The sequence below is a fragment of the Petrotoga sp. 9T1HF07.CasAA.8.2 genome, from assembly GCF_002895585.1.
GTDB lineage: Bacteria > Thermotogota > Thermotogae > Petrotogales > Petrotogaceae > Petrotoga > Petrotoga mobilis.
Genome location: NZ_AZRI01000049.1, coordinates 23344 through 43401, shown reverse-complemented (window position 1 = coordinate 43401; position 20058 = coordinate 23344). Strand labels below are relative to the sequence as shown.

The following is a 20058-nucleotide window of genomic DNA, read 5'->3' as shown; positions in this document are numbered from 1 at the left end:
AATATATCGCCACTTTTTATGCTTTTTGAAAGCAGGTTAATTATTAATAACTTCGTCTATAGCTATCTTTTCTTCCTCAGTCAACAGTTTATCTATATCTAATATTACTAACATACCATCTTCTAAACGTGCTATGCCACTTATAAAATCAGCTCCGCGCATTCCACCTATATTAGGTTTTTCGTTTATTAAATTAGGGTCGATACTTCTTACGTTTTTTACATCGTCAACCATTATTCCCACACGTCTTTGATCGATTTTTAAAACTATTACTTTGGCGTGAGATCTGTCTTCAAAGTCGGACATTTTAAATTTTCTTCTCAGGTTGATGATAGGTAAAACTTCTTCATTGCGATAATTTATTACACCTTCGAAATAGTCAGAAGCATTTGGTAATTTAGTGGTCTCTTCATACTCAATTACGGCATCCACATTCATAATATCGAGGCCAAACTTTTCTTTACCAATGTTGAATGTGACTATTTTCAACTCGGATGGCATTTTTACTCCCCCTTTTTAAAATCAAAATTTTGTTTCTAAAATGGCTAATTATAATTCAATAAATTTCTAAAAAATTATATCATAAAAGTATTTAGAAAAAAAGTTGTCTCTGGGCTAAAGAATATACGAAAAAAATTATGTTATAATTATATTAAAATTATAACATATTGGGGTGTAACCCGTGCGCAAAATTATTAAGAATTATACTATTTTAGGCTTTTTAATTGTTTTAATTTTGATAATGACTTCGGTTGTAATATTTTACATCCAAATTGCAAAAGAAAGGTCTGTTCAGGTGAGTAGTACTCAAGTAGAAGAGGTTACTAATCCGATTGTTCAAGAAAAAATTCCTATCTCAACAGTAAATGCCAAATACGGAGTAATAATAGGAGGTTACGAAGGATTTTATGTTTTCGATGTTGAAAAGAAAGAAATAATTGCTTCAGTAACAACCGGTAGTTATGTTAACGATGCTCAAATTTATGAAGATTATCTTTATCTTGTTGACAGAGAGGGATTGAAAATTTATGATTTTTCAGATCCCCAAAAAGTAACTTTATTAAACTCTTACTCCACATTTGGTGATTCTTTATCCGTTGCAACGAATGGAGAATTATTATTTGTTGCGGATGGTGAAAATGGCTTGATAAGCTTCGATTTGAAAGATAAGGTGTATATAAGATTGAAAGAACATATTCGTTTACGGGGCATGGTAACTCAAGTTGAAATGTTTGAAAAGTATTTATTTGTGATTGGTCCAGGTTTAGGGATGAAGATTTATGAAGTCAAAGAAGATCGAACCGTTGAAGAAATTAATTATTATGATCAGTTGGTTTCACCTAGAATGATTAGTTTGAGTAAGGATTTTTTTGTGGTGAACGACGATTTATTGGGTATACAAATATTTGAAACAAAAGATTTGACCACGACAAAAAAACATGATGTGAAACCATTGTATATATGGGATGAAGATGCTTTTTCTATACATTTAGTAGATGATTTGCTTTATTTTTCTACGAATAACGGTGTATATAAAAGAAGTTTGGAATCATTAGAAACTCAAGAAATTATTACTGGACAATTTTCTAGACCAAATATTTTGATAAATGACGGGTATATATACTTAACGAATAACGAAGATGGGCTGTATATTTATGAATTAGATACTAAAGAATTACTTAAGTATATTAATACAGTTGACTCAATTGATGATTTCGTTGCGTTGGAATCAGGGGTGTTAATTGATGAGGGTGGAAAGATAGTTTATATAGATAAACAAAAAGAAAAGTTATGGGAGAAAAGATATATTGGGGATTTGATAAAAGGCGAGAAGGGGTTTTACGAACTCAATGAAAATGTAGTTAATTTCTATGATGCTACGAATACAATTACCAAAAGTTTTCCTGAAAACATTGTAGGTATAAAAGAAACCCAAGAAGATGTATTCGTTATTGCCCAAGAGAATATATATTCTTTCTTTTATGGAACAAAGGTGTTTGTAGGAATGGCTCAAGATATAGAAATTATTGATAACTTTGCGTATATAGCTGAGGAAGATAAGATAACAGAGTTTAACTTTTTAACGGGAAAGAGTAGTTTTAAATTTTATTCCAAAGATCATATTGAACAAATTCATTCAATTTCTGATGGATTTATCCTTTTAACAGAAAAAGGGGTATTTAGGACAGACGTAAATTTTAACATTATCGATTATTTCAGTTTTGATTATTCGCCTGATATTATTACTTTGAATGATAAATATATATTTTATTCTATAGGCTCACAATTAACCATCGTTGATCTGTCAAATTTCGATTCAATTCGAATCATAAATTTAGATCTCCCAATTTTAAGTATGGATTGTAAAGACGGATACCTTTACATTTCTTATTCTTCAAAAGGAATTACGAGATATAGTATTACAGATAAACTTCAACTAGTTGATGAAGAAGTTATTGTAAATATTTTCACCGCTAAGAATATTGTTTTTTGATATTGAATTTTTCGTAAATTTAATAATGAAAGGGGTCTTATGTTTTGATAGTTACTATAAATCATAATGAATACGAAGCCGAGCCCGGTCAAACTATACTCCAGGTGGCAAAACAAAACGGTATCTATATCCCCACCATATGTCATAGTCCACATTTATCCGATGCAGGTTCTTGTAGAATGTGTTTGGTAGAAATGGAAAACAATCATAAATTAGTTGCTTCTTGTGTGACTCCAGTAACTGATGGGATGAAGATTTTAACGGATAGCAAAAGGGTTATCGAAGCTAGAAAGACCGTTGTAGATCTACTAGTTTCTGATCATCCATTGGATTGTATGACATGTGAAGCTAATGGGAACTGTGTTCTTCAAGATCTCGCTTACGAATATGGAATTAAAGAATCTACCTTCGGAACAAAGAAAGTCCCACGTTTTGAGATAAAAGCTCAGAATGAATTTATACAGCTTGATCTAGACAAATGCATACTTTGTGGTAAATGTGTACGAACATGTAAAGAGATTCAAATGTGTAACGCATTGGATTTTGTCAATAGAGGTTTTGAAACTAAAGTTAGCCCTCCATTTGATGAAGATCTGGGGGGGAAAGATTCTCCATGCGTCTTTTGTGGACAATGTGTTGAAATGTGCCCAACAGGGGCCCTTACTTATATTCCTTCCAAAGGAAAAGGACGTTATTACGAATTTAATAAAACTATAACGACCTGTCCTTACTGCGGGGTTGGTTGTCAATTGGAATTGAGAACTAAGGATAATAAGATAATTCAAGTTGGTTCCGTTTACAACGAAAACTCTCCTAACCCCCATGGAGAAAGCTGTGTGAAAGGTCGTTTTGGTTATGATTTTGTCAATCACCCGGATAGATTGACTGACCCTTTGATAAAGAGAAATGGACATTTCGAAAAAGTTGGTTGGGAAGAAGCATTGGATTATGTTGCAGAAAAACTATTGAATATAAGAGGAAAGTATGGAAGTGATTCAATAGGTGGGTTGAGCTCAGCAAAATGTACAAATGAAGAAAACTATATTATGCAGAAATTTATGAGGGCAGTAATTGGTACAAATTCTGTAGATCACTGTGCCAGACTTTGTCATGCCTCCACTGTTGTTGGATTAGGGATGGCATTTGGTTCGGGAGCCATGACCAACTCTATATCAGAAATAGAGGGAAGTGATGTAATATTTGTTATAGGTTCAAATCCAATGGAGAATCATCCGGTAATTGGAAGCAAGATAAAAAAGGCGAAGAAAAACGGGACCCATTTAATAGTAGCAGATCCTCGGAAGATAGAACTTTCTGAAATTGCTGACATTTCATTACATCACAAGCCTGGAACAGATGTGGCTTTAATAAATGGAATGATGAATGTTATCGTCCAGGAAGGGTTACTTGATAAAAAATTCATTGAAGAAAGAACGGAAGGATTTGAAAGTTATATAAAAGTAATAGAAGGTTATACACCATCTAAAGTATCCCAGATTACAGGTGTGCCAGCAGATAAGATAATCGAAGCTGCAAAAATGTTTGGTTTAGCCGAAAAAGCAGCAATATATTTTGCAATGGGAATAACTCAACATAAATACGGAACTAACAACGTACTTTCTCTTACGAATCTTGCACTCTTAACTGGGAACGTTGGTTTTGAAAGCACAGGAGTCAATCCATTAAGGGGACAAAACAACGTGCAAGGTGCTTGTGATGTAGGGGCTTTACCTGATGTTTATCCTGGTTATCAAAAAGTCAGTGATCCCAAAATTAAAGAAAAGTTTGAGAATTATTGGGGTGTAAAATTAACTGATAGAGAAGGATTGACTTTAACAGAAATGTTTGAAGAAGCTGGTAAAAAGATAAAGGCTCTCTACATAATGGGTGAGAATCCTTTTTTGTCTGATCCAGATCAAGACCATGTTAAAAAAGCTCTAGAAAGTTTGGATTTTTTAATAGTGCAGGATATATTCTTGACTGAAACTGCACAATTTGCAGATGTAGTTTTGCCAGCGGCGTCGTTTGCTGAAAAAGAGGGTACGTTTACAAATACCGAACGACGCATACAAAGGGTGAGAAAAGCGGTCAACTCTCCTGGAAGGGCTAAAGCAGATTGGGAGATATTAACTAAATTGGCTAATAAAATGGGTTATGAAATGAAATATAATTCTCCTTCTGAAATTATGGATGAGATCGCACAAGTATCAAAATTATACGGCGGAATAAGTTATGAAAGATTGGAAAAAGGTGGTTTGCAATGGCCTTGCCCTGATGTTAATCATCCAGGTACAAAATATTTGCATAAGGATGGTTTTTCTCGTGGGAAAGGCAAGTTTTTTCCAGTTGAGTTTGCTCCTCCAGAAAAAGAAGCCGATGAAAAGTACAATTTTACCTTAATGACAGGAAGGATGTTATACCATTTCCATACAGGTACTATGACCAGGCGATCCTATCCTATTGACAAGCATGAACCAGACTCTTATGTCGAAATAAACATAGAAGATGCAAAAAAATTGGGGATCAAAGATAAAGATAGAGTTAGGATAACTTCGCCTCAAGGAACGGTTGAAACCTATGCAAAGGTTGGACAAAGAGTTCAACCTGGCCAACTTTTCATGCCTTTTCACTATGCGGAAAGTCCAGCCAATAAACTTACCAATCGTGTTTATGATTTAAAAGCAAAGATACCCGAATTAAAAATAACCCCAGTTAAGTTAGAAAAAGTTGAAAAAAGAGTTTCAAGAAGAGAGGTTTTAATTGATGAACGCTTTACTTCTATCAGGAGGCAAGAGTAGCAGATTTGGGACTAATAAAGCAATGGAAACAATCAACGGAAGACCTTTGATAGAACAGATTGTTGAAGGTCTAAAAAATGCATTTGAAAAAGTATACATAATAGGCAACGTAAAAGAGTATGTTTTTTTGCAAGATGTATTTTTTTGTGAGGATATAATACCAAATAAAGGCCCATTAGGCGGGTTGCTTACGGGTTTAACCTGTTCTGATAGCGACTACAACTTTTTGACAGCCTGTGATATGCCTTTTTTGACAAGTGAATTTTTTGAATTTGTAAACTTACAGAAGAAAGATTATGACGTTCTTGTGCCCGAGTACAACTCTTACCTTGAGCCACTTGCCGCTGTTTATAGCAAAAAATGTTTGCCTTTTATCAATGCTTCACTAAAAAATGATCAATTAAAGTTGAAGAGTTTTTTCCCCAAAGTAAAGGTTAGAATAATAAAAGAAACCATTATAAGAGAAATTGGAGAACCCGAAAAACTGTTTTTCAATATAAATTATAAGGAAGATATTGAAAAATTGGAAATGAATCTGGAAAGGAGTGAAAAGATTTGAAAATAAAATTCTTTTCCCTAATAAAGCTTGACTTGAAAAAGGATGAAGTCGATTACCAATTATCAGGATCGAAATCTGTTAAAGAAATAATAAAATTATTGGATCAAGAGTTTGATAATTACTTTAGTAGAAAACTACTAGAAAACGGGGAACTTAAAAGCGGTACAATAGTATTATTAAATGGAAGAAATATTCGCCATTTACAAGGATTGGATACGTTGGTAGAAAATAAAGATGAAATAACAATTTTTCCCCCTTCTGGAGGAGGATGATATGGATTACTTGGAAAGACAAAAAGGGTTGTTCTCAAAAGAGGAGTCTTTAAAGTTAAAACAAGCTGTTGTTTATATTGGTGGTGCTGGAGGTCTTGGAACTCATCAGGCTTTGGAGTTACAAAGGGTTGGTGTAAAAAAAATATATTTGGTGGATTATGATAAGGTTGAACCTTCTAACCTAAACCGTCAAGTTTTATATGGCGTGGATAGCATTGGTGAATACAAAGTTGATCAAGCTAAAAAAATTCTTGAATCTTTTAACTTGCCTACGAAAATAGAAACAAAGGTAGAAAAAATTTCAAAAGAGAGTAAAATACCCAAAGATGTGAACGTCATATTAGACGCTCTTGATAATTTCGAAACGAGATATATTCTTGAACAACTTGCTTGGGAATCCAACGTACCTTATATTCATGCAGGCGTTAATCAATGGTATGGTCAATTGACAACCATAATCCCAGGTAAAACTTCGTCTTTAAAAGATATATTCGGAGAAATTGATACAACACAAGAAAAGGTCTCTGTTATCTCACCTGTAGTATCGATTATGGCATCCCTTCAAGTAATAGAAACAATTAAAGTAATAATTGGAAGAAAAGATACCCTCGACAACAAGTTACTACTCATAGATTTAAAAGATTATTCCCTTGAAATAATTAACCTTCAATGAAAAATAAGAACTTTCATTCCTCTATTAATCCTTGTTTTTCAAGATAAGATTAAGAAAAGCGCTTATTTGCAAGAATTTGCCTTCTAATTGAAAATAATCGTCCCTAAACGCTTCTAATTGCCAATAAATCAAATTGACTTTTTTTTACATAAGAGTTAAAATAACAACAATATAAATTTTTCAAAAATAGGAGTTTGAATGTAACAAAGTTTTCTTTTTTTTTAGTTAACTGTAGTTCAGTTAACATTTTAAAATATTGAAAGGAGGAGTGTGCATGAAAGTATTGATGTTGGATCAGGCAAAATGCACGGGATGTAGGGCATGTGAGTATGCTTGTTCTTTTGAGCATACGGGAAAGTTTAACCCCCTTGACTCTCGAATCAAAGTGAACGAGTTTTGGGAAGATTTAACCTTCGTCCCAAGTGTTTGTCTGCAGTGTGAGAGAGCATATTGTGAAGAAGTATGCCCTACTTCCGCTCTGACTAAGAACCCTGAAACAGGGGTGGTAGAACTTAACAAGGAAAAATGTATCGGATGTAAACAGTGCATCGTAGCATGCCCGTGGGGTTCCATAAAATTGGATCACACAGGGAAAGAGGTAATAAAATGTGATAACTGTGGTGGGGATCCAGCGTGTATTAAAGTGTGCTATCCAGGAGCTTTGTCTTACGAAGAAGTAGAAGATATCACAAATGTGAAAGTAAGGGAAACTGCCACCCGCCTTAAAGAAATCGCAAAAGATTTAGTAAAGGGGGGAGCTTAAAATGATAAAAGGTGGATTCAAAGGTAAATTATTGAGAGTTAACTTAACAACCAAAGAAGTAAAAAGTGAACCATTGAATGAAGAGTGGGCTCAGAAATATTTAGGGGGCAGAGGGTATGGGACTCGTTTGTTGTTGGAAGAAATCGATCCGAAAGTAGATCCTCTCTCTGAAGAAAACAAGGTCATTTTTGCCACTGGTCCTTTAGATGGAACATTAGCTCCTTCTTCTGGAAGAACTATGGTAATCACAAAAGGCCCTTTGAATGGAGCTATTGCGTGCTCTAATGCAGGTGGACATTTTGGCCCCGCTTTGAAACACACAGGATACGATATGATCGTTGTTGAAGGAAAATCAGCCGAACCTGTATATATATGGATTAACAAAGGTAAAGTAGAATTCAGATCCGCAAAGGAAATATGGGGGAAATTGGCTGACGAAAGTGACGAATTGATAAGAGAGCAAACACATCCCTTGGCTGAAACCATGACGATTGGACCGGCTGGTGAGAAATTATCTCCTATCTCTAGCGTAATGTTCAATGGTCATAGGGCTTCTGGAAGAACCGGTGTTGGCGCCGCAGTTGGAAGTAAGAATCTAAAAGGTATAGCCGTTAGAGGGAATGAAGATACTCCAGTGGCTGATCCTGAAGCTTTTATGAAAGCAGTTTATAAGGCTAGAGATATTTTAAGCAAAGATGCCTTTGCAGGTCAAGGGGCTGCTATGTTAGGTACCGCAATGTTGGTGAATGTTATCAATGGTGTTGGTGGGTTCCCCACTCGTAATGCCCAAGATGCTTATTTCCCAGAGGCAAATAAAATTAGTGGAGAAACTCTAAGGGAGAAAAATTTAATTAGAAATGAAGGATGTGCCGAGTGTCCAATAGCTTGTGGTAGGGTAACGGTAGTAAAAAGTGGACCGTATAAAGGAACTATTGGAGGAGGTCCAGAATACGAATCAGTTTGGTCGTTTGGTGCAATGTGTGGTGTTTCAGACCTTGATGCAGTGATAAGTGCAAATCATCTTTGTGATAAATATGGAATCGATACTATCGCTATGGGTTCAACTGTCGCCTGTGCCATGGAATTGTACGAAAAAGGATATATGCCCAAGAAAGATGCCCCTTTTGAACTTAGATTTGGTTCAGCAGAAGCTATGTTAAAAGCCGTGGAATTGGCATGCAAGCAAGAAGGAAATTTTGGGAAATTATTAGCTCAAGGTTCCTATCGCTTAGCAGAGCATTATGGTCATCCGGAACTTTCCATGTCGGCAAAGAAACAGGAGTTCCCAGCTTACGATCCAAGGGCTATCAAAGGTATGGGTTTAGAATATGCAACTAGCAATCGTGGTGCTTGCCACGTCAGAGGATATGGAACAGCCGTAGAGGTATTGGGAGATGCTGATCAGTACGCTTATGAAGGCAAAGCGGCTATAATTAAAACCTTACAAGATTTAACCGGTGCACTTGATTCTTCTGGAATATGTTTATTCACGACTTTTGGTCTCAGTGCTAATGAGTTAGCCGAGATGGTGTCAACTGCAACAGGTTTTTCAATAGATGCCCAAGAGTTCATGAAAATTGGAGAAAGAATTTGGAATATTGAAAAGCTTTTCAATCTTAAAGCTGGTTTTACAAGACAGGATGATACCTTACCTCCAAGAATATTAAATGAACCAATCAAAACGGGTCCTTCAAAAGGCCATGTAGAGGATCTTGGAAAGATGTTGGATGAATACTATCAGTTAAGAGGATGGGATAAAGACAGTGTTCCCACAGAAGAAAAACTTAAAGAATTGGAGGTCCAGATTTCAAAATGAGATACGTTATTGTTGGAGCTAGTGCAGCTGGCTTAAATGCTGCTCGAACATTAGAATCTCTGGATCCTCGAGGGGAAATTACTATATTATCCGCTGAAGAAGTATTCCCCTACAGTAAAATGTCTTTACCTTATTTATTATCGAATAAATTAAAGAAAAGAGATTATCTGTTTCTTCCCCATCCATCTAAGGCTAAACTTCTACTAGGGCAAAGGGTTGTCAACATTGATGTTGAAAGAAAAAAGGTAGAAACTGTACAAAACCAAACATTTTCCTTCGATAAATTGTTGATAGCAACTGGAGCAGAACCGTATGTTCCAGATATGGAATTAGAAGGATCCCCGCTAGTTCTAACAGTGCGAAACCTTTCAGATATGGATAAATTGAAAGATAAGTTGAAAAAAAGTGACGTTAAAAGAGTAATACTTTCTGGTGCAGGATTAGTTAATTCTGAGATTGCTGATGCCCTAGCGGAACTAAATATACCTGCTACTTTTGTTATAAGATCGCGTAGAATGTTATCTCAGATCGTTGATGAAGAAGGTTCGGATATTATTGCTGAAAGAGCTATAGAAAGCGGAATGGAGTTAATCACGGGTGAAAGTATAACTAAGGTTCAAGAAGAAGGAGATCACGCAAACATCTTTCTTGCATCAGGCAAAGTAATTCAAGGCAGTTGTGTTGTTGTGGGAAAAGGAGTCAGACCAAGTATAGATTTTCTCGAAAAAACACCTATCAAATGTCACACTGGCATCTTGGTAAACGAATATATGGAAACATCTGTTAAGGATGTTTATGCAGCAGGGGATGTGACTGAATCCATAGACTTAATTTCAGATGAGTATGAAATGCATGCCTTGTGGCCTGTTGCGATGGAACAAGCAAGGATAGCTGCCACCAATATGGCGGGGTATTCTTGGAAATATCCCAAAGAAGTATCTAGAAACATAGTAAATTTATTTGGAGAAGTTGTTTTCACCGGAGGTATTAGTAAAGAAGATGCTTACGATGTTTATAAGGAAAAAGAAGGTAGAAGTTACCACAAAATTCTGGTAAGAGATGGCAAACTTGTTGGTTTTATCTTTGTTGGAGGAGTCCTAAATCCTGGAGTTTATTTGGCAGCGATGAAAAATCAATGGGATATAAGCCATCTATTGAATGAAGCAATAAAAGGTGCGTTAAGTTATTCGATGTTTAAGGCTCCTACGAGAGAAGTTGTGAATATATAACTTTAAAATTTAAGTTCTTTTGAAAACAATTTTTTTCATATACATTTTATAATGTCTTCGATCTAGGTTACCTACGGAATTCATTCTATGGTGACTTAGACGATAGGGTATAGAAGGAAACTTCTATGCCTCCCGCATTAGGAAAGGAGACACATTATGAACCGGTGTCTTCACACGCCGGTTTTTTTATTTTGTAATGTCATTAATTTTTTTAAGCTGCTCTCCTTTCCTCAATCTTCTAGGTTGATGTAACAGTAAAGGGTTGCTAAAGTAAGTTTTAGAGTTTATAAACTTAGATAAAAAAATTTAGATAAGGGGAGAGGAAATAATGAAGAGCATTTATAAGTACACATTTATGTTATTTGTTTTTTTATTTGGGACGTTGATGATGGCTGAAGATATAACTGGAGAGATTGTAGTTTTCCATGCGGGATCTTTAAGCGTTCCATTTGCACAAATTGAAAAAGCCTTTGAAAGTCAGTATCCTGGAACAGATGTTATTAGGGAAGCAGCGGGAAGTAGAGAAGCTGTTAGAAAGGTTACCGATCTTGGAAGAGAAGCGGACGTTATAGGTTCTGCGGATTATACGGTCATCGAAAATCTGATGATCCCAGAGTACACAGAATGGTACATAAATTTTGCCAACAACGAGATGGTGATAATGTACACAGAAGATTCTCGCTACAAAGATGAGATTAATTCTGACAATTGGTATGAGATTCTTTTGCGCCCAGATGTTGAGTACGGTCATTCGGATCCAAATGCCGATCCTTGTGGATACAGAAGCCAGATTGTTTGGAAATTGGCAGAAAAATATTATAAAGTGGATAATCTATATAAAAAACTCGCTGATAACTGTCCACCAAAAAACGTTAGACCAAAAGAAACAGATTTAATCGCACTATTAGAGGCAGGAGAACTGGATTATATTTTCATCTACAAATCTGTGGCGTTGCAACATCGAATGCCCTACGTGGAATTACCAGAACAAATTAATTTGAAAAGTACGAAGTATGCCGATTTTTATGCAACTGCTTCTTTTGATGTAACGGGCAAAGAGCCTGGTGAAATGATAACCCAAATAGGGCAACCTATGGTATATGCTCTAACCATTCCCAATAACGCTCCAAATCTACAGGGAGCAATTGCCTTCATCAAATTCGTCATTGGTCCAGAAGGACGAGCCATCATGGAAGAAAACGGGCAACCGTCAATTAATCCCCCAGAAGGTGTAAACATAGAAAAAGCTCCCCAGGAGCTTCAAGATTTCTTAAAAGGTGGAGCGAATGATTAAAAAAGCATGGTTCGAATTAATACTTAGTTTTTTGGGGATACTATTGTTGTTTTTCATAGCGGCCCCTGTGGCTAAGCTTATTTTTGGAGTTGAGCCGAAAGTTCTTATCGACACTGTAAAGGAAGAAGAAGTATACAGTTCCATATTGCTTACTTTCAGTGCATCGTTAGTTGCAACTTTAATTTCCATATTGTTAGGGGTGCCTTTGGCTTACTTGCTTGCTCGTAAAGATTTTTTTGGTAAGTCTTTTGTTGAAAGTTTGATAGATATCCCTGTTATAATACCACATACAGCGGCTGGAATAGCGCTTTTGACAGTTTTTGGCCATAGATTTTTTCTGGGAAGATTCTTCTCGATATTTGGAATAGAGTTCGTTGGCGAATTTGCAGGAATAGTTGTTGCAATGATGTTTGTCAGTATGCCTTTTTTGGTGAATGAAGTTAAAGAAGGGTTCAGATCTATTGATGTTAAACTTGAAAAGGTTGCTAGAAGTTTGGGCTCATCCCCTGCGAGAACTTTCTTCAGAGTATCGCTACCTTTGAATTTTAACCATTTAATCTCTGGTTCACTTATGATGTGGGCAAGAGGATTATCTGAATTTGGTGCGGTTATTATATTAGCTTATCATCCAATGACGGCGTCGGTACTTATCTACGAGAGGTTTACTTCCTTTGGATTGAAGTATTCAAGCCCCGTTGCAGCCATTATGGTGATAACAAGTCTCATTGTGTTTATCTTTTTAACACTCATAAACAGAAAGAATTCAATAGAAGGTAGAGAGAAGGAAAACGAGCTTGATTAAAATCGTGAATATATCTAAGAGATTTAAAAAGTTTTCTTTAGAAGATATCAATTTGAATATTGAAGATAATGAGTATTTTGTAATTTTGGGGCCAACAGGTGTAGGTAAAACAGTGATTCTTGAGATTATAGCAGGTTTAATAAAACCCGACTCTGGGGATGTGTTTATAAATGAGAAAAGAATCACAAATTTACCTCCTGAAGAAAGAAATGTTGGGATGGTTTATCAGGATTATATGCTTTTTCCACATTTAAATGTAGAAGAGAATATTATTTTTGGATTAAAATCGAAGAGAGTTAAGAAAGATGAAGTAAGATATCTGTTAAACAACATAGTAGAGCTTTTTCACATAGAACATTTACTCACAAGGAAAACGAAGAATCTAAGTGGAGGAGAGAAGCAGAGAGTAGCTCTCGCTAGAGCTTTAATTACTTCTCCACAAATTTTGCTGTTAGATGAACCTTTAAGTGCATTAGATCCTCAAACAAAAGAAAAATTTATAGAAGATTTGAAAAAATTACACAAACAGCTCAAGACTACTACAATTCATGTAACACATGATTTTAATGAAGCATTTTCTTTAGCGGATAAAATCGCTATAATGAAAGATGGGAAGATCATTCAAGATGGAAATTCAAACGAGGTGTTCAACAAACCGAATTCTGATTTTGTTGCTCAATTCACTGGGGTTAGAAATATTTTTAGAGGAGAAATAGTAAAAGATGATTCTGGTACCTATGTTTCAGTGAATGGATTGAAAATAAGTGTGGCCAGTGAAAAGAAAGGGAATGTTAATATCTCTATCAGACCTGAAGATATATTGTTATCTATAAATCCTTTTGATTCAAGCGCTAGGAATGTTTTCCCTGGAGTGATAAAGCGGATTTATGAACAATTATCTATAGTTCATATTACCGTGGATATCGGTATTCCTTTGGTGGTGTACATAACAAGGCAATCGTTGAAAGAGTTGAATTTAGTAGAAAACAAAAAGGTTTTTGTTACATTCAAAGCCTCTGCGGTGCATGTTTACTAAGATAGGAGGGACTTTTTTGGTTACAATCGTTGTTAGTGGAAAAACGAGTAATGTAGGTAAATCTACTTTAATTTCACGAATGATAAAGAATTTAAACTGTCACGTTGGGGTGATAAAAACATCTCTCCATAAAACTAATAAGGAAATAGAAGTTACAGCTGATCCTTCAATTATCAATGAGAAAGGTAAAGATACTGCGCTTTTTAAAGAATATGGAGCCCAAAATGTAATCTTACTAAAAACAAATTATCAGGGATTGTTGGAAGGTTATAGAAGGGCACGCAAACTCTTAGATGAGGATATTGAATATTTGATCGTTGAAGGGAACAGTATCCTAGATTTTATTAGACCAACTTTGGTTTTTTACATTGATTCTGATGATACACAAGAAAAAGAATCAGCGACCAAAGCCAAAAGTAAAGCCGATATTATAATCGATAAAGAAAACCTTGAAGAATTAATCAAAGACGGAAACAGTATGAAATTCAAGATTAATTTTGAACAAGTGAGTTGTTTTAATGCACACGCTATCTGTAAGGCATTGAATATCAAATTACCTAAATTTGGGAAATTGTTGGATGATCAAAACATCAAAGTTCGGTACTGCCAGCTTGGTTTATTCAAATAAAGACGGAGGCTAAGTATGTCTGAATTCTTGGATTTAAATACCCCAGAAATGTTTTGGGAAATTGTAGATAAAAATATAAATATTGGTTTATTGCCATCAGAAACGATGAACTTTAAAGAGTCCAATGGGAGAATTTTAGCCCAGGATTTATTTTCTCCCATCGATCTTCCACCTTTTAGCCGATCAACTGTTGATGGTTTCGCTGTGAAAGCGGAGGATACTTTTGGTGCCTCGGAAAGTATGCCTATCTATTTGAACGTTAAAGGTGAAGTGTTCATGGGGCAAGAAACAAAGATAATGGTAGAAGCTGGTGAAGCTGTAAAAATTCCGACGGGTGGAATGTTGCCAGAAGGATCAAATGCAGTCGTTATGATAGAATACGTTGATTACGTTGGCGAAAAAATGATTGAAATCAATCGTTCTGTTGGAGTTGGTGAAAACGTAATTTATAAGGGTGAAGATATTCCTAAAGGGAAGGTAATTTTAAATAAATACCATAAGATCAGGCCACAGGATGTGGGAGCTCTAGCAGGCCTTGGAATAACTGATGTTGAAGTTTATAAAAAGCCAAAAGTAGCTGTAATTGCAACAGGAGACGAGTTAGTCTCCCCTGAAAATGCACTTGGAGCAGGTGAAATCAGGGATATAAATAGTTACACAATAGGAACAACATTAGAAGAAGTAGGTGCAGAAATTAGATACGTTGGGATAGTTCCAGATAAATTTGATTTTCTGAGGGAGAGTATAAAAAACAATTTAGATTGCGACTTGATCCTGATCTCTGGAGGTAGTTCTGTAGGAGTTAAAGACATGACGGTGGAAGTTTTGAATTCTTTGGGGAAACCTGGGGTATTGTCTCAAGGAATCACGATAAAGCCAGGTAAACCTACGATTTTTGCGGTAGTTGAAGGTAAACCTATTTTAGGCTTACCTGGCCACCCTTCATCATCCTTTATCATTACCCAAGTGATTGTTAAACCGTTGGTTGAGAAGATAATGGGCATAAAAGAAAAAAACATAAAATGCAATATTAAAGCAAAGTTAAGTAGAAATTTGGATTCAGATAAAGGAAGAGAAGAGTACATTCCAGTTCGATTGATTGAAAATGCTGAAAAAAATTACATTGCGGATCCATTAGTCGGTGAATCAGCAATGATATCTACATTTGTTTATGCCGACGGTTATATAAAAATAGATGCTAACAAAGAAGGACTCAATAAAGAGGAAACTGTAGATGTCTACTTGTATTAAATGAGTGGGCTTCGGGTCAAGTGGGTTAAAATTCCTTTATCCTTTTGGGTGGGGAGCGGGGCGAAGGGGCGCTATATAAGAGCTTTTCAAGGTGGTAAATTGAATTCAAGAAGGTGAATAAATGAGTAAAATATATTTAGAAAAAGTCTCTTTAGAAAAAGCTAAAGAAGAATATTTTAAGATTTTCAAAGATTATTTTGTTGAAACAGAGAATATTAAAGTTGAGAATTCTAACGGTAGAGTCACAGCAGAAGCTATCTATGCAAAAAGGTTTGGGCCACACTATTATGCATCCGCAATGGATGGTATAGCGGTTAAAGCTTCAAATACATATGGAGCCAGTAAAACAAATCCATTGATGTTGAAAAAAGGTTTAGATGCGGTTATAGTTGATACTGGAGATCCGATACCAGAAGGATTTAATGCGGTTATAAAGATAGAAGAAATAAATGATGAAGGTGATTTTTACATTATAGAAAAAAGTGCTACACCATGGCAAAATATTAGAGCTATTGGAGAAAGTGTAATGAAAGGGCAATTAATGTTCCCAGTAAATCATATGATAAGGCCTTATGATGTAGGATCTTTATTAGAAGCAGGTGTGAAAGAAATCAACGTTAAAAAAAAGCCTTTGATAGGAATCATTCCAACGGGTGATGAGATTATTCCTCCCGATCAGGATCCAGAAAAAGGTCAACTTGTGGATTTCAATTCGACTATGATGAAAATTTATGGCGAACAATGGGGAGCAAAAGTTTCAATTACCGAGATCCTTCCCGACAAATATGAAGATCTCAAGAAAAAAGTGCTGGATGAGATCGAAAAAAACGATATTTTGATCATTATAGCGGGTTCTTCTGCCGGTAGGGAAGATTATACCGAGAAAATTTTAAATGAAGTAGGAAGAGTTGTTGTACATGGAATTAACATAATGCCTGGTAAACCAGTCATTCTTGGTGTTATAAAAGAAAAGCCGGTAATTGGTATACCTGGTTATCCTCTATCTGCTTTGCTGAATTATTATATTTTTGTACGAACCCTTGTGTATCAGATGTTAAGTTTGGACGTTCCAGAAACACCATATATAAATGCGGTTGTTCGTAGAAAAGTTCCTTCACAAGTTGGCTTGGAAGAATTTTTAAGGGTTAATTTAGCTTTTATTGATGGAGAATACGTAGCGGTTCCAAGAAAAAGGGGTTCGGCTGCCATGGAGTCACTGGTGAATGCAGATGGTATTATGCCTGTCCCAGAAAAATCCGAAGGAATAGGTATCAACGAAAAGGTGAAAATATATATTTTGAACCCCATCTCCTCCATTTCAAAAAACGTGTTATTCATTGGGAGTCATGATTATTCATTAGACATATTGGTTAATGAAATAAAATCTCAAAAACTTGGATTTGACTTTAACATTCAATCTGTGGGGAGTATGGGAGGATTGATGTCGCTTAAAAGAGGCGAGTGTCATTTGGCTGGAGCCCACCTTTTGGATCCACAAAGTGGAACGTACAATAAAACTTACGTTAAAGAGATTTTAGGTGATAAAAAAGTAACTATGGTTAATTTAATTTGGAGACAACAGGGTTTAATTGTACCAAAAGACAACCCTTTAGGATTAGGAAAGATAGAGGATTTAATCCGTCCAGATATTAACTTTATCAATAGACAGAAAGGTTCAGGTACCCGTGTATTACTAGACTATTGGTTGAACAAAAAGGGGATACCTTCAAAATCAATTAGGGGATACGAGAGAGAAGAATTCACCCACACTGCTGTTGCAGCAGCCGTTGCAAATAAATCTGCAGATGTAGGATTAGGGATAAAGGCAGCTGCCGATGCGATGGATTTGGATTTTATACCTCTTTTAGAAGAAAGATATGATTTTATAATTCCAACTGACTTTCTACAAGATACCAGGATGGGAAAAATTCTTGAGGTTATTAATTCTGAAAAGTTTAAGAGCCAAGTAATTGCATTGGGGGGTTATAGAACAGATAATACAGGTGAAATAATGTCATAAAAGGAGAGTTCAATTATAATGATTGATAAATACGGAAGAAGTATCGATTATCTTAGAGTATCGATAACAGATAGATGTAATCTACGTTGTATTTATTGTATGCCATCTCAAGGTGTGACTTTCAAGACCCATAGCAGTATTCTACGATATGAAGAAATAATCAAAATCGTTGAAGTAGGTACTGAACTTGGTATAAAGAAAGTTCGTATCACAGGTGGTGAACCTCTTGTTCGACAAGGCGTAGTAAATTTAATCAAAGAATTGAGGAAAATTCCTGAACTTGAAGATATTACTATGACAACTAATGGCGTTCTTCTACCAAAATATGCATTTGCTTTAAAAAGGGCAGGTTTGTCTAGGGTTAACATTAGTCTTGATTCTTTAAATCCCGATACCTATAAAACGATTACTCGAAGGGGCGAATTTTCTCAAGCAATTGAAGGGATTAAAGCAGCACTTGAAGTTGGCTTAAATCCAGTAAAGATTAATACCGTTGTGATGAAGGGTATCAACGATAATGAATTGGAAAATTTCGTTAATCTCACAATAGATAAGGACCTACATGTGAGATTTATTGAGTATATGCCTATGGGTGAAACAAGCCTTCTTTCTGGTAATTATTATGTTTCTCTAAACGAATTCAAGGAAATAATTATCGATAAGATGGGTATGGTCCCTGTAAATATACAAAATAATGGCCCCTCAAAGGATTTCAAAGTCCCTGGGGCAAAGGGAACTGTAGGATTTATTACCGCTATTAGTCATAACTTTTGCTCAACATGTAATCGAATGAGATTAACTGCTGATGGATTTTTGAGGCCTTGTCTTGCCAGCGATGTTGAAGTAAATATGCGCGATGAAGATGGAAAGATCTCTTCAGAAGGTGTGAGAGAAAAGTTTGAAAAAGCTCTTCTTCTTAAACCCATTAGTCACAACTTTTACAAAAATGATTTTTTCCCGAAGAAAAATATGTCTCAAATTGGAGGATAGGTATGAAAGAATTTACTCATATAGACGAAAAAGGTAGAGCAAAGATGGTTGACGTTACAGATAAAGATGAAACCAAAAGAGAAGCTATAGCCTATGGGCAAATAAAGCTAAAAGAATCAACCCTTGAAAAGATAAAGAACGGTCAGATAGAAAAAGGAGCTGTTTTAGAAACCGCAAGAGTGGCTGGAATTATGGGTGTTAAGAAAACATCTGAGTTAATCCCAATGTGTCACCCTTTGCTGATAACCGGCATAGATATAAAATTTGAATTTGAAAATGCTACAACTTTAGGTATCTACGCAACGGTGAGAACAACAGGTAAAACGGGGGTTGAAATGGAAGCATTTACAGGTGTTTCAATAGCAGCTTTGACGGTATACGATATGTGTAAGGCTGTAGATAAAGATATGGTGATTAAAAATATAAAATTAATGAAAAAGACGGGAGGTAAAAGTGGGACTTATGTTAGAGAAAACGATGATTAGAGAAGGTAAAGTAGTCAAAGTTTGTAAATGTGAAAAAAGAGGAATGCTCAAAAAAATCCAAGATAAGATAAACATTATAACTAACTTTGGTGTAGAGGGTGACTATCATGCAGGAAAAAGTCATAGACAAGTCAGTTTGTTGGGCATAGAAAGCCTTGAAAAAATAGTAAAAGAAAGGAATTTAAAATTAAAAGATGGATATTGCAACTTCGCACAGAATATAACCATAGAAGGGATAGAGTTATATAAATATCCTGTGGGAACCAAATTTAGAGTAGGTGAGAGTGTATTACTCGAAATTACTGAAATAGGAAAAGCTGGAGAATTCAATCCTGACAATATAATGCTGACAGAGGGGATTTTCGCCAAAGTTTTAGAAGGTGGTATCGTGGTTCCAGGTGATAAATTAACGATTGTATCAGAGTAGGGGGTACAGTAATGATTAAAGTTGCAATAATAACAATAAGTGATAAAGGATCAAAGGGTTTAAGACAAGACAAAAGTGGTGAATTACTAATTAAGATGATTGAAGAAGAAGGTTGGATTAAAAGTTTTTACCTAATAATTCCCGATGAAAAAGAAGAAATAGAACAAAAATTAAAAGAAGTAGCCGACAATAATATTGCAGACTTAATACTCACAACAGGGGGAACGGGTTTAGCTCCAAGAGACGTTACTCCGGAGGCTACGAAAAACATTATCGAAAAAGAGGTTCCAGGAATTCCAGAAAAAATCAGATATGCCACGGGGGAGAATACCCCAATGGCATATCTTTCTAGAGGAGTTTGTGGAATTAGAAAATTCACTTTAATTATCAATTTTCCAGGTAGCACTAAAGCGGTTAAAGAATGTTTTGAAGCTGTTAAAGATCTTATCCCACACGGAATTAATATTTTAAAGGGTGAGATTACAGAACATTAAAAAAAGCCATATATCCAAGCAAGGGGA

19 protein-coding genes and 1 riboswitch are annotated in these 20058 nt (G+C 35.6%); of the genes, 18 read left to right on the top strand and 1 reads right to left on the bottom strand.

Annotated features, from left to right (window positions below):
- Positions 1-36: 36 nt before the first annotated feature.
- The gene (locus X925_RS10025; protein ID WP_121959861.1) at positions 37-501 is read right to left on the bottom strand and encodes a chemotaxis protein CheW; all 465 of its coding nucleotides are present in this window, start codon (positions 499-501) and stop codon (positions 37-39) included.
- Between the two features lie 181 nt (positions 502-682).
- Here X925_RS10025 and X925_RS10020 point away from each other — a divergent pair, with 181 nt between their 5' ends.
- The 18 genes from X925_RS10020 (at position 683) to X925_RS09935 (ending at position 20031) form a co-directional block, all read left to right on the top strand.
- Entirely contained in the window at positions 683-2494 is a 1812-nt protein-coding gene (locus X925_RS10020) for an LVIVD repeat-containing protein (RefSeq protein WP_121959860.1), read from the top strand.
- Positions 2495-2538: 44 nt separating this feature from the next.
- Positions 2539-5292 (top strand): formate dehydrogenase subunit alpha, encoded by a 2754-nt coding sequence (fdhF, locus tag X925_RS10015; protein WP_121959859.1) that lies wholly within the window; start codon positions 2539-2541, stop codon positions 5290-5292.
- Complete coding sequence (locus X925_RS10010) at positions 5258-5851, top strand: molybdenum cofactor guanylyltransferase (protein WP_103064555.1); 594 nt, start codon at positions 5258-5260, stop codon at positions 5849-5851. The genes fdhF and X925_RS10010 overlap by 35 nt, the downstream gene beginning before the upstream one ends.
- Entirely contained in the window at positions 5848-6123 is a 276-nt protein-coding gene (locus X925_RS10005) for a MoaD family protein (protein ID WP_012208233.1), read from the top strand. Before X925_RS10010 ends, X925_RS10005 begins: the two co-directional genes overlap by 4 nt.
- Position 6124: 1 nt before the next feature.
- Positions 6125-6796 carry a HesA/MoeB/ThiF family protein gene (locus tag X925_RS10000; RefSeq protein WP_012208232.1) on the top strand — a complete coding sequence of 224 codons (672 nt, stop codon included), beginning with the start codon at positions 6125-6127 and terminating at the stop codon, positions 6794-6796.
- A 274-nt stretch (positions 6797-7070) separates the two neighbouring features.
- Positions 7071-7559 (top strand): 4Fe-4S dicluster domain-containing protein, encoded by a 489-nt coding sequence (locus X925_RS09995; protein ID WP_012208231.1) that lies wholly within the window; start codon positions 7071-7073, stop codon positions 7557-7559.
- Position 7560: 1 nt separating this feature from the next.
- Positions 7561-9375: an aldehyde ferredoxin oxidoreductase family protein gene (locus X925_RS09990; protein WP_121959858.1), complete on the top strand. Its 1815-nt coding sequence runs from the start codon at positions 7561-7563 to the stop codon at positions 9373-9375.
- Positions 9372-10604, top strand: a complete 1233-nt coding sequence (locus X925_RS09985) for an NAD(P)/FAD-dependent oxidoreductase (protein WP_121959857.1) — start codon at positions 9372-9374, stop codon at positions 10602-10604. Before X925_RS09990 ends, X925_RS09985 begins: the two co-directional genes overlap by 4 nt.
- A 43-nt stretch (positions 10605-10647) precedes the next feature.
- A riboswitch (molybdenum cofactor riboswitch) is annotated at positions 10648-10769 on the top strand.
- A 163-nt stretch (positions 10770-10932) separates the two neighbouring features.
- The gene (wtpA, locus tag X925_RS09980) at positions 10933-11898 is read left to right on the top strand and encodes a tungstate ABC transporter substrate-binding protein WtpA (RefSeq protein WP_121514543.1); all 966 of its coding nucleotides are present in this window, start codon (positions 10933-10935) and stop codon (positions 11896-11898) included.
- On the top strand, positions 11891-12700 hold the full coding sequence (locus X925_RS09975; protein WP_121959856.1) for an ABC transporter permease: 810 nt from the start codon (positions 11891-11893) through the stop codon (positions 12698-12700). The genes wtpA and X925_RS09975 overlap by 8 nt, the downstream gene beginning before the upstream one ends.
- Complete coding sequence (gene wtpC, locus X925_RS09970) at positions 12693-13736, top strand: tungstate ABC transporter ATP-binding protein WtpC (protein WP_121959855.1); 1044 nt, start codon at positions 12693-12695, stop codon at positions 13734-13736. Before X925_RS09975 ends, wtpC begins: the two co-directional genes overlap by 8 nt.
- Positions 13737-13752: 16 nt before the next feature.
- Positions 13753-14364 (top strand): hypothetical protein, encoded by a 612-nt coding sequence (locus X925_RS09965; RefSeq protein ID WP_121959854.1) that lies wholly within the window; start codon positions 13753-13755, stop codon positions 14362-14364.
- A gap of 15 nt (positions 14365-14379) precedes the next feature.
- The gene (gene glp / locus X925_RS09960) at positions 14380-15615 is read left to right on the top strand and encodes a gephyrin-like molybdotransferase Glp (protein WP_121959853.1); all 1236 of its coding nucleotides are present in this window, start codon (positions 14380-14382) and stop codon (positions 15613-15615) included.
- A 121-nt stretch (positions 15616-15736) separates the two neighbouring features.
- Positions 15737-17635, top strand: coding sequence for a molybdopterin biosynthesis protein (locus X925_RS09955; protein ID WP_121514538.1), 1899 nt, complete (start codon positions 15737-15739; stop codon positions 17633-17635).
- Positions 17636-17653: 18 nt separating this feature from the next.
- Complete coding sequence (gene moaA / locus X925_RS09950) at positions 17654-18625, top strand: GTP 3',8-cyclase MoaA (RefSeq protein ID WP_103065782.1); 972 nt, start codon at positions 17654-17656, stop codon at positions 18623-18625.
- A gap of 2 nt (positions 18626-18627) precedes the next feature.
- On the top strand, positions 18628-19110 hold the full coding sequence (gene moaC, locus X925_RS09945) for a cyclic pyranopterin monophosphate synthase MoaC (RefSeq protein ID WP_012208221.1): 483 nt from the start codon (positions 18628-18630) through the stop codon (positions 19108-19110).
- Complete coding sequence (locus tag X925_RS09940) at positions 19088-19537, top strand: MOSC domain-containing protein (protein ID WP_196793038.1); 450 nt, start codon at positions 19088-19090, stop codon at positions 19535-19537. Before moaC ends, X925_RS09940 begins: the two co-directional genes overlap by 23 nt.
- 11 nt (positions 19538-19548) lie before the next feature.
- Positions 19549-20031, top strand: coding sequence for a molybdenum cofactor biosynthesis protein B (locus X925_RS09935; protein ID WP_012208219.1), 483 nt, complete (start codon positions 19549-19551; stop codon positions 20029-20031).
- The last annotated feature ends 27 nt before the right edge of the window (positions 20032-20058 follow it).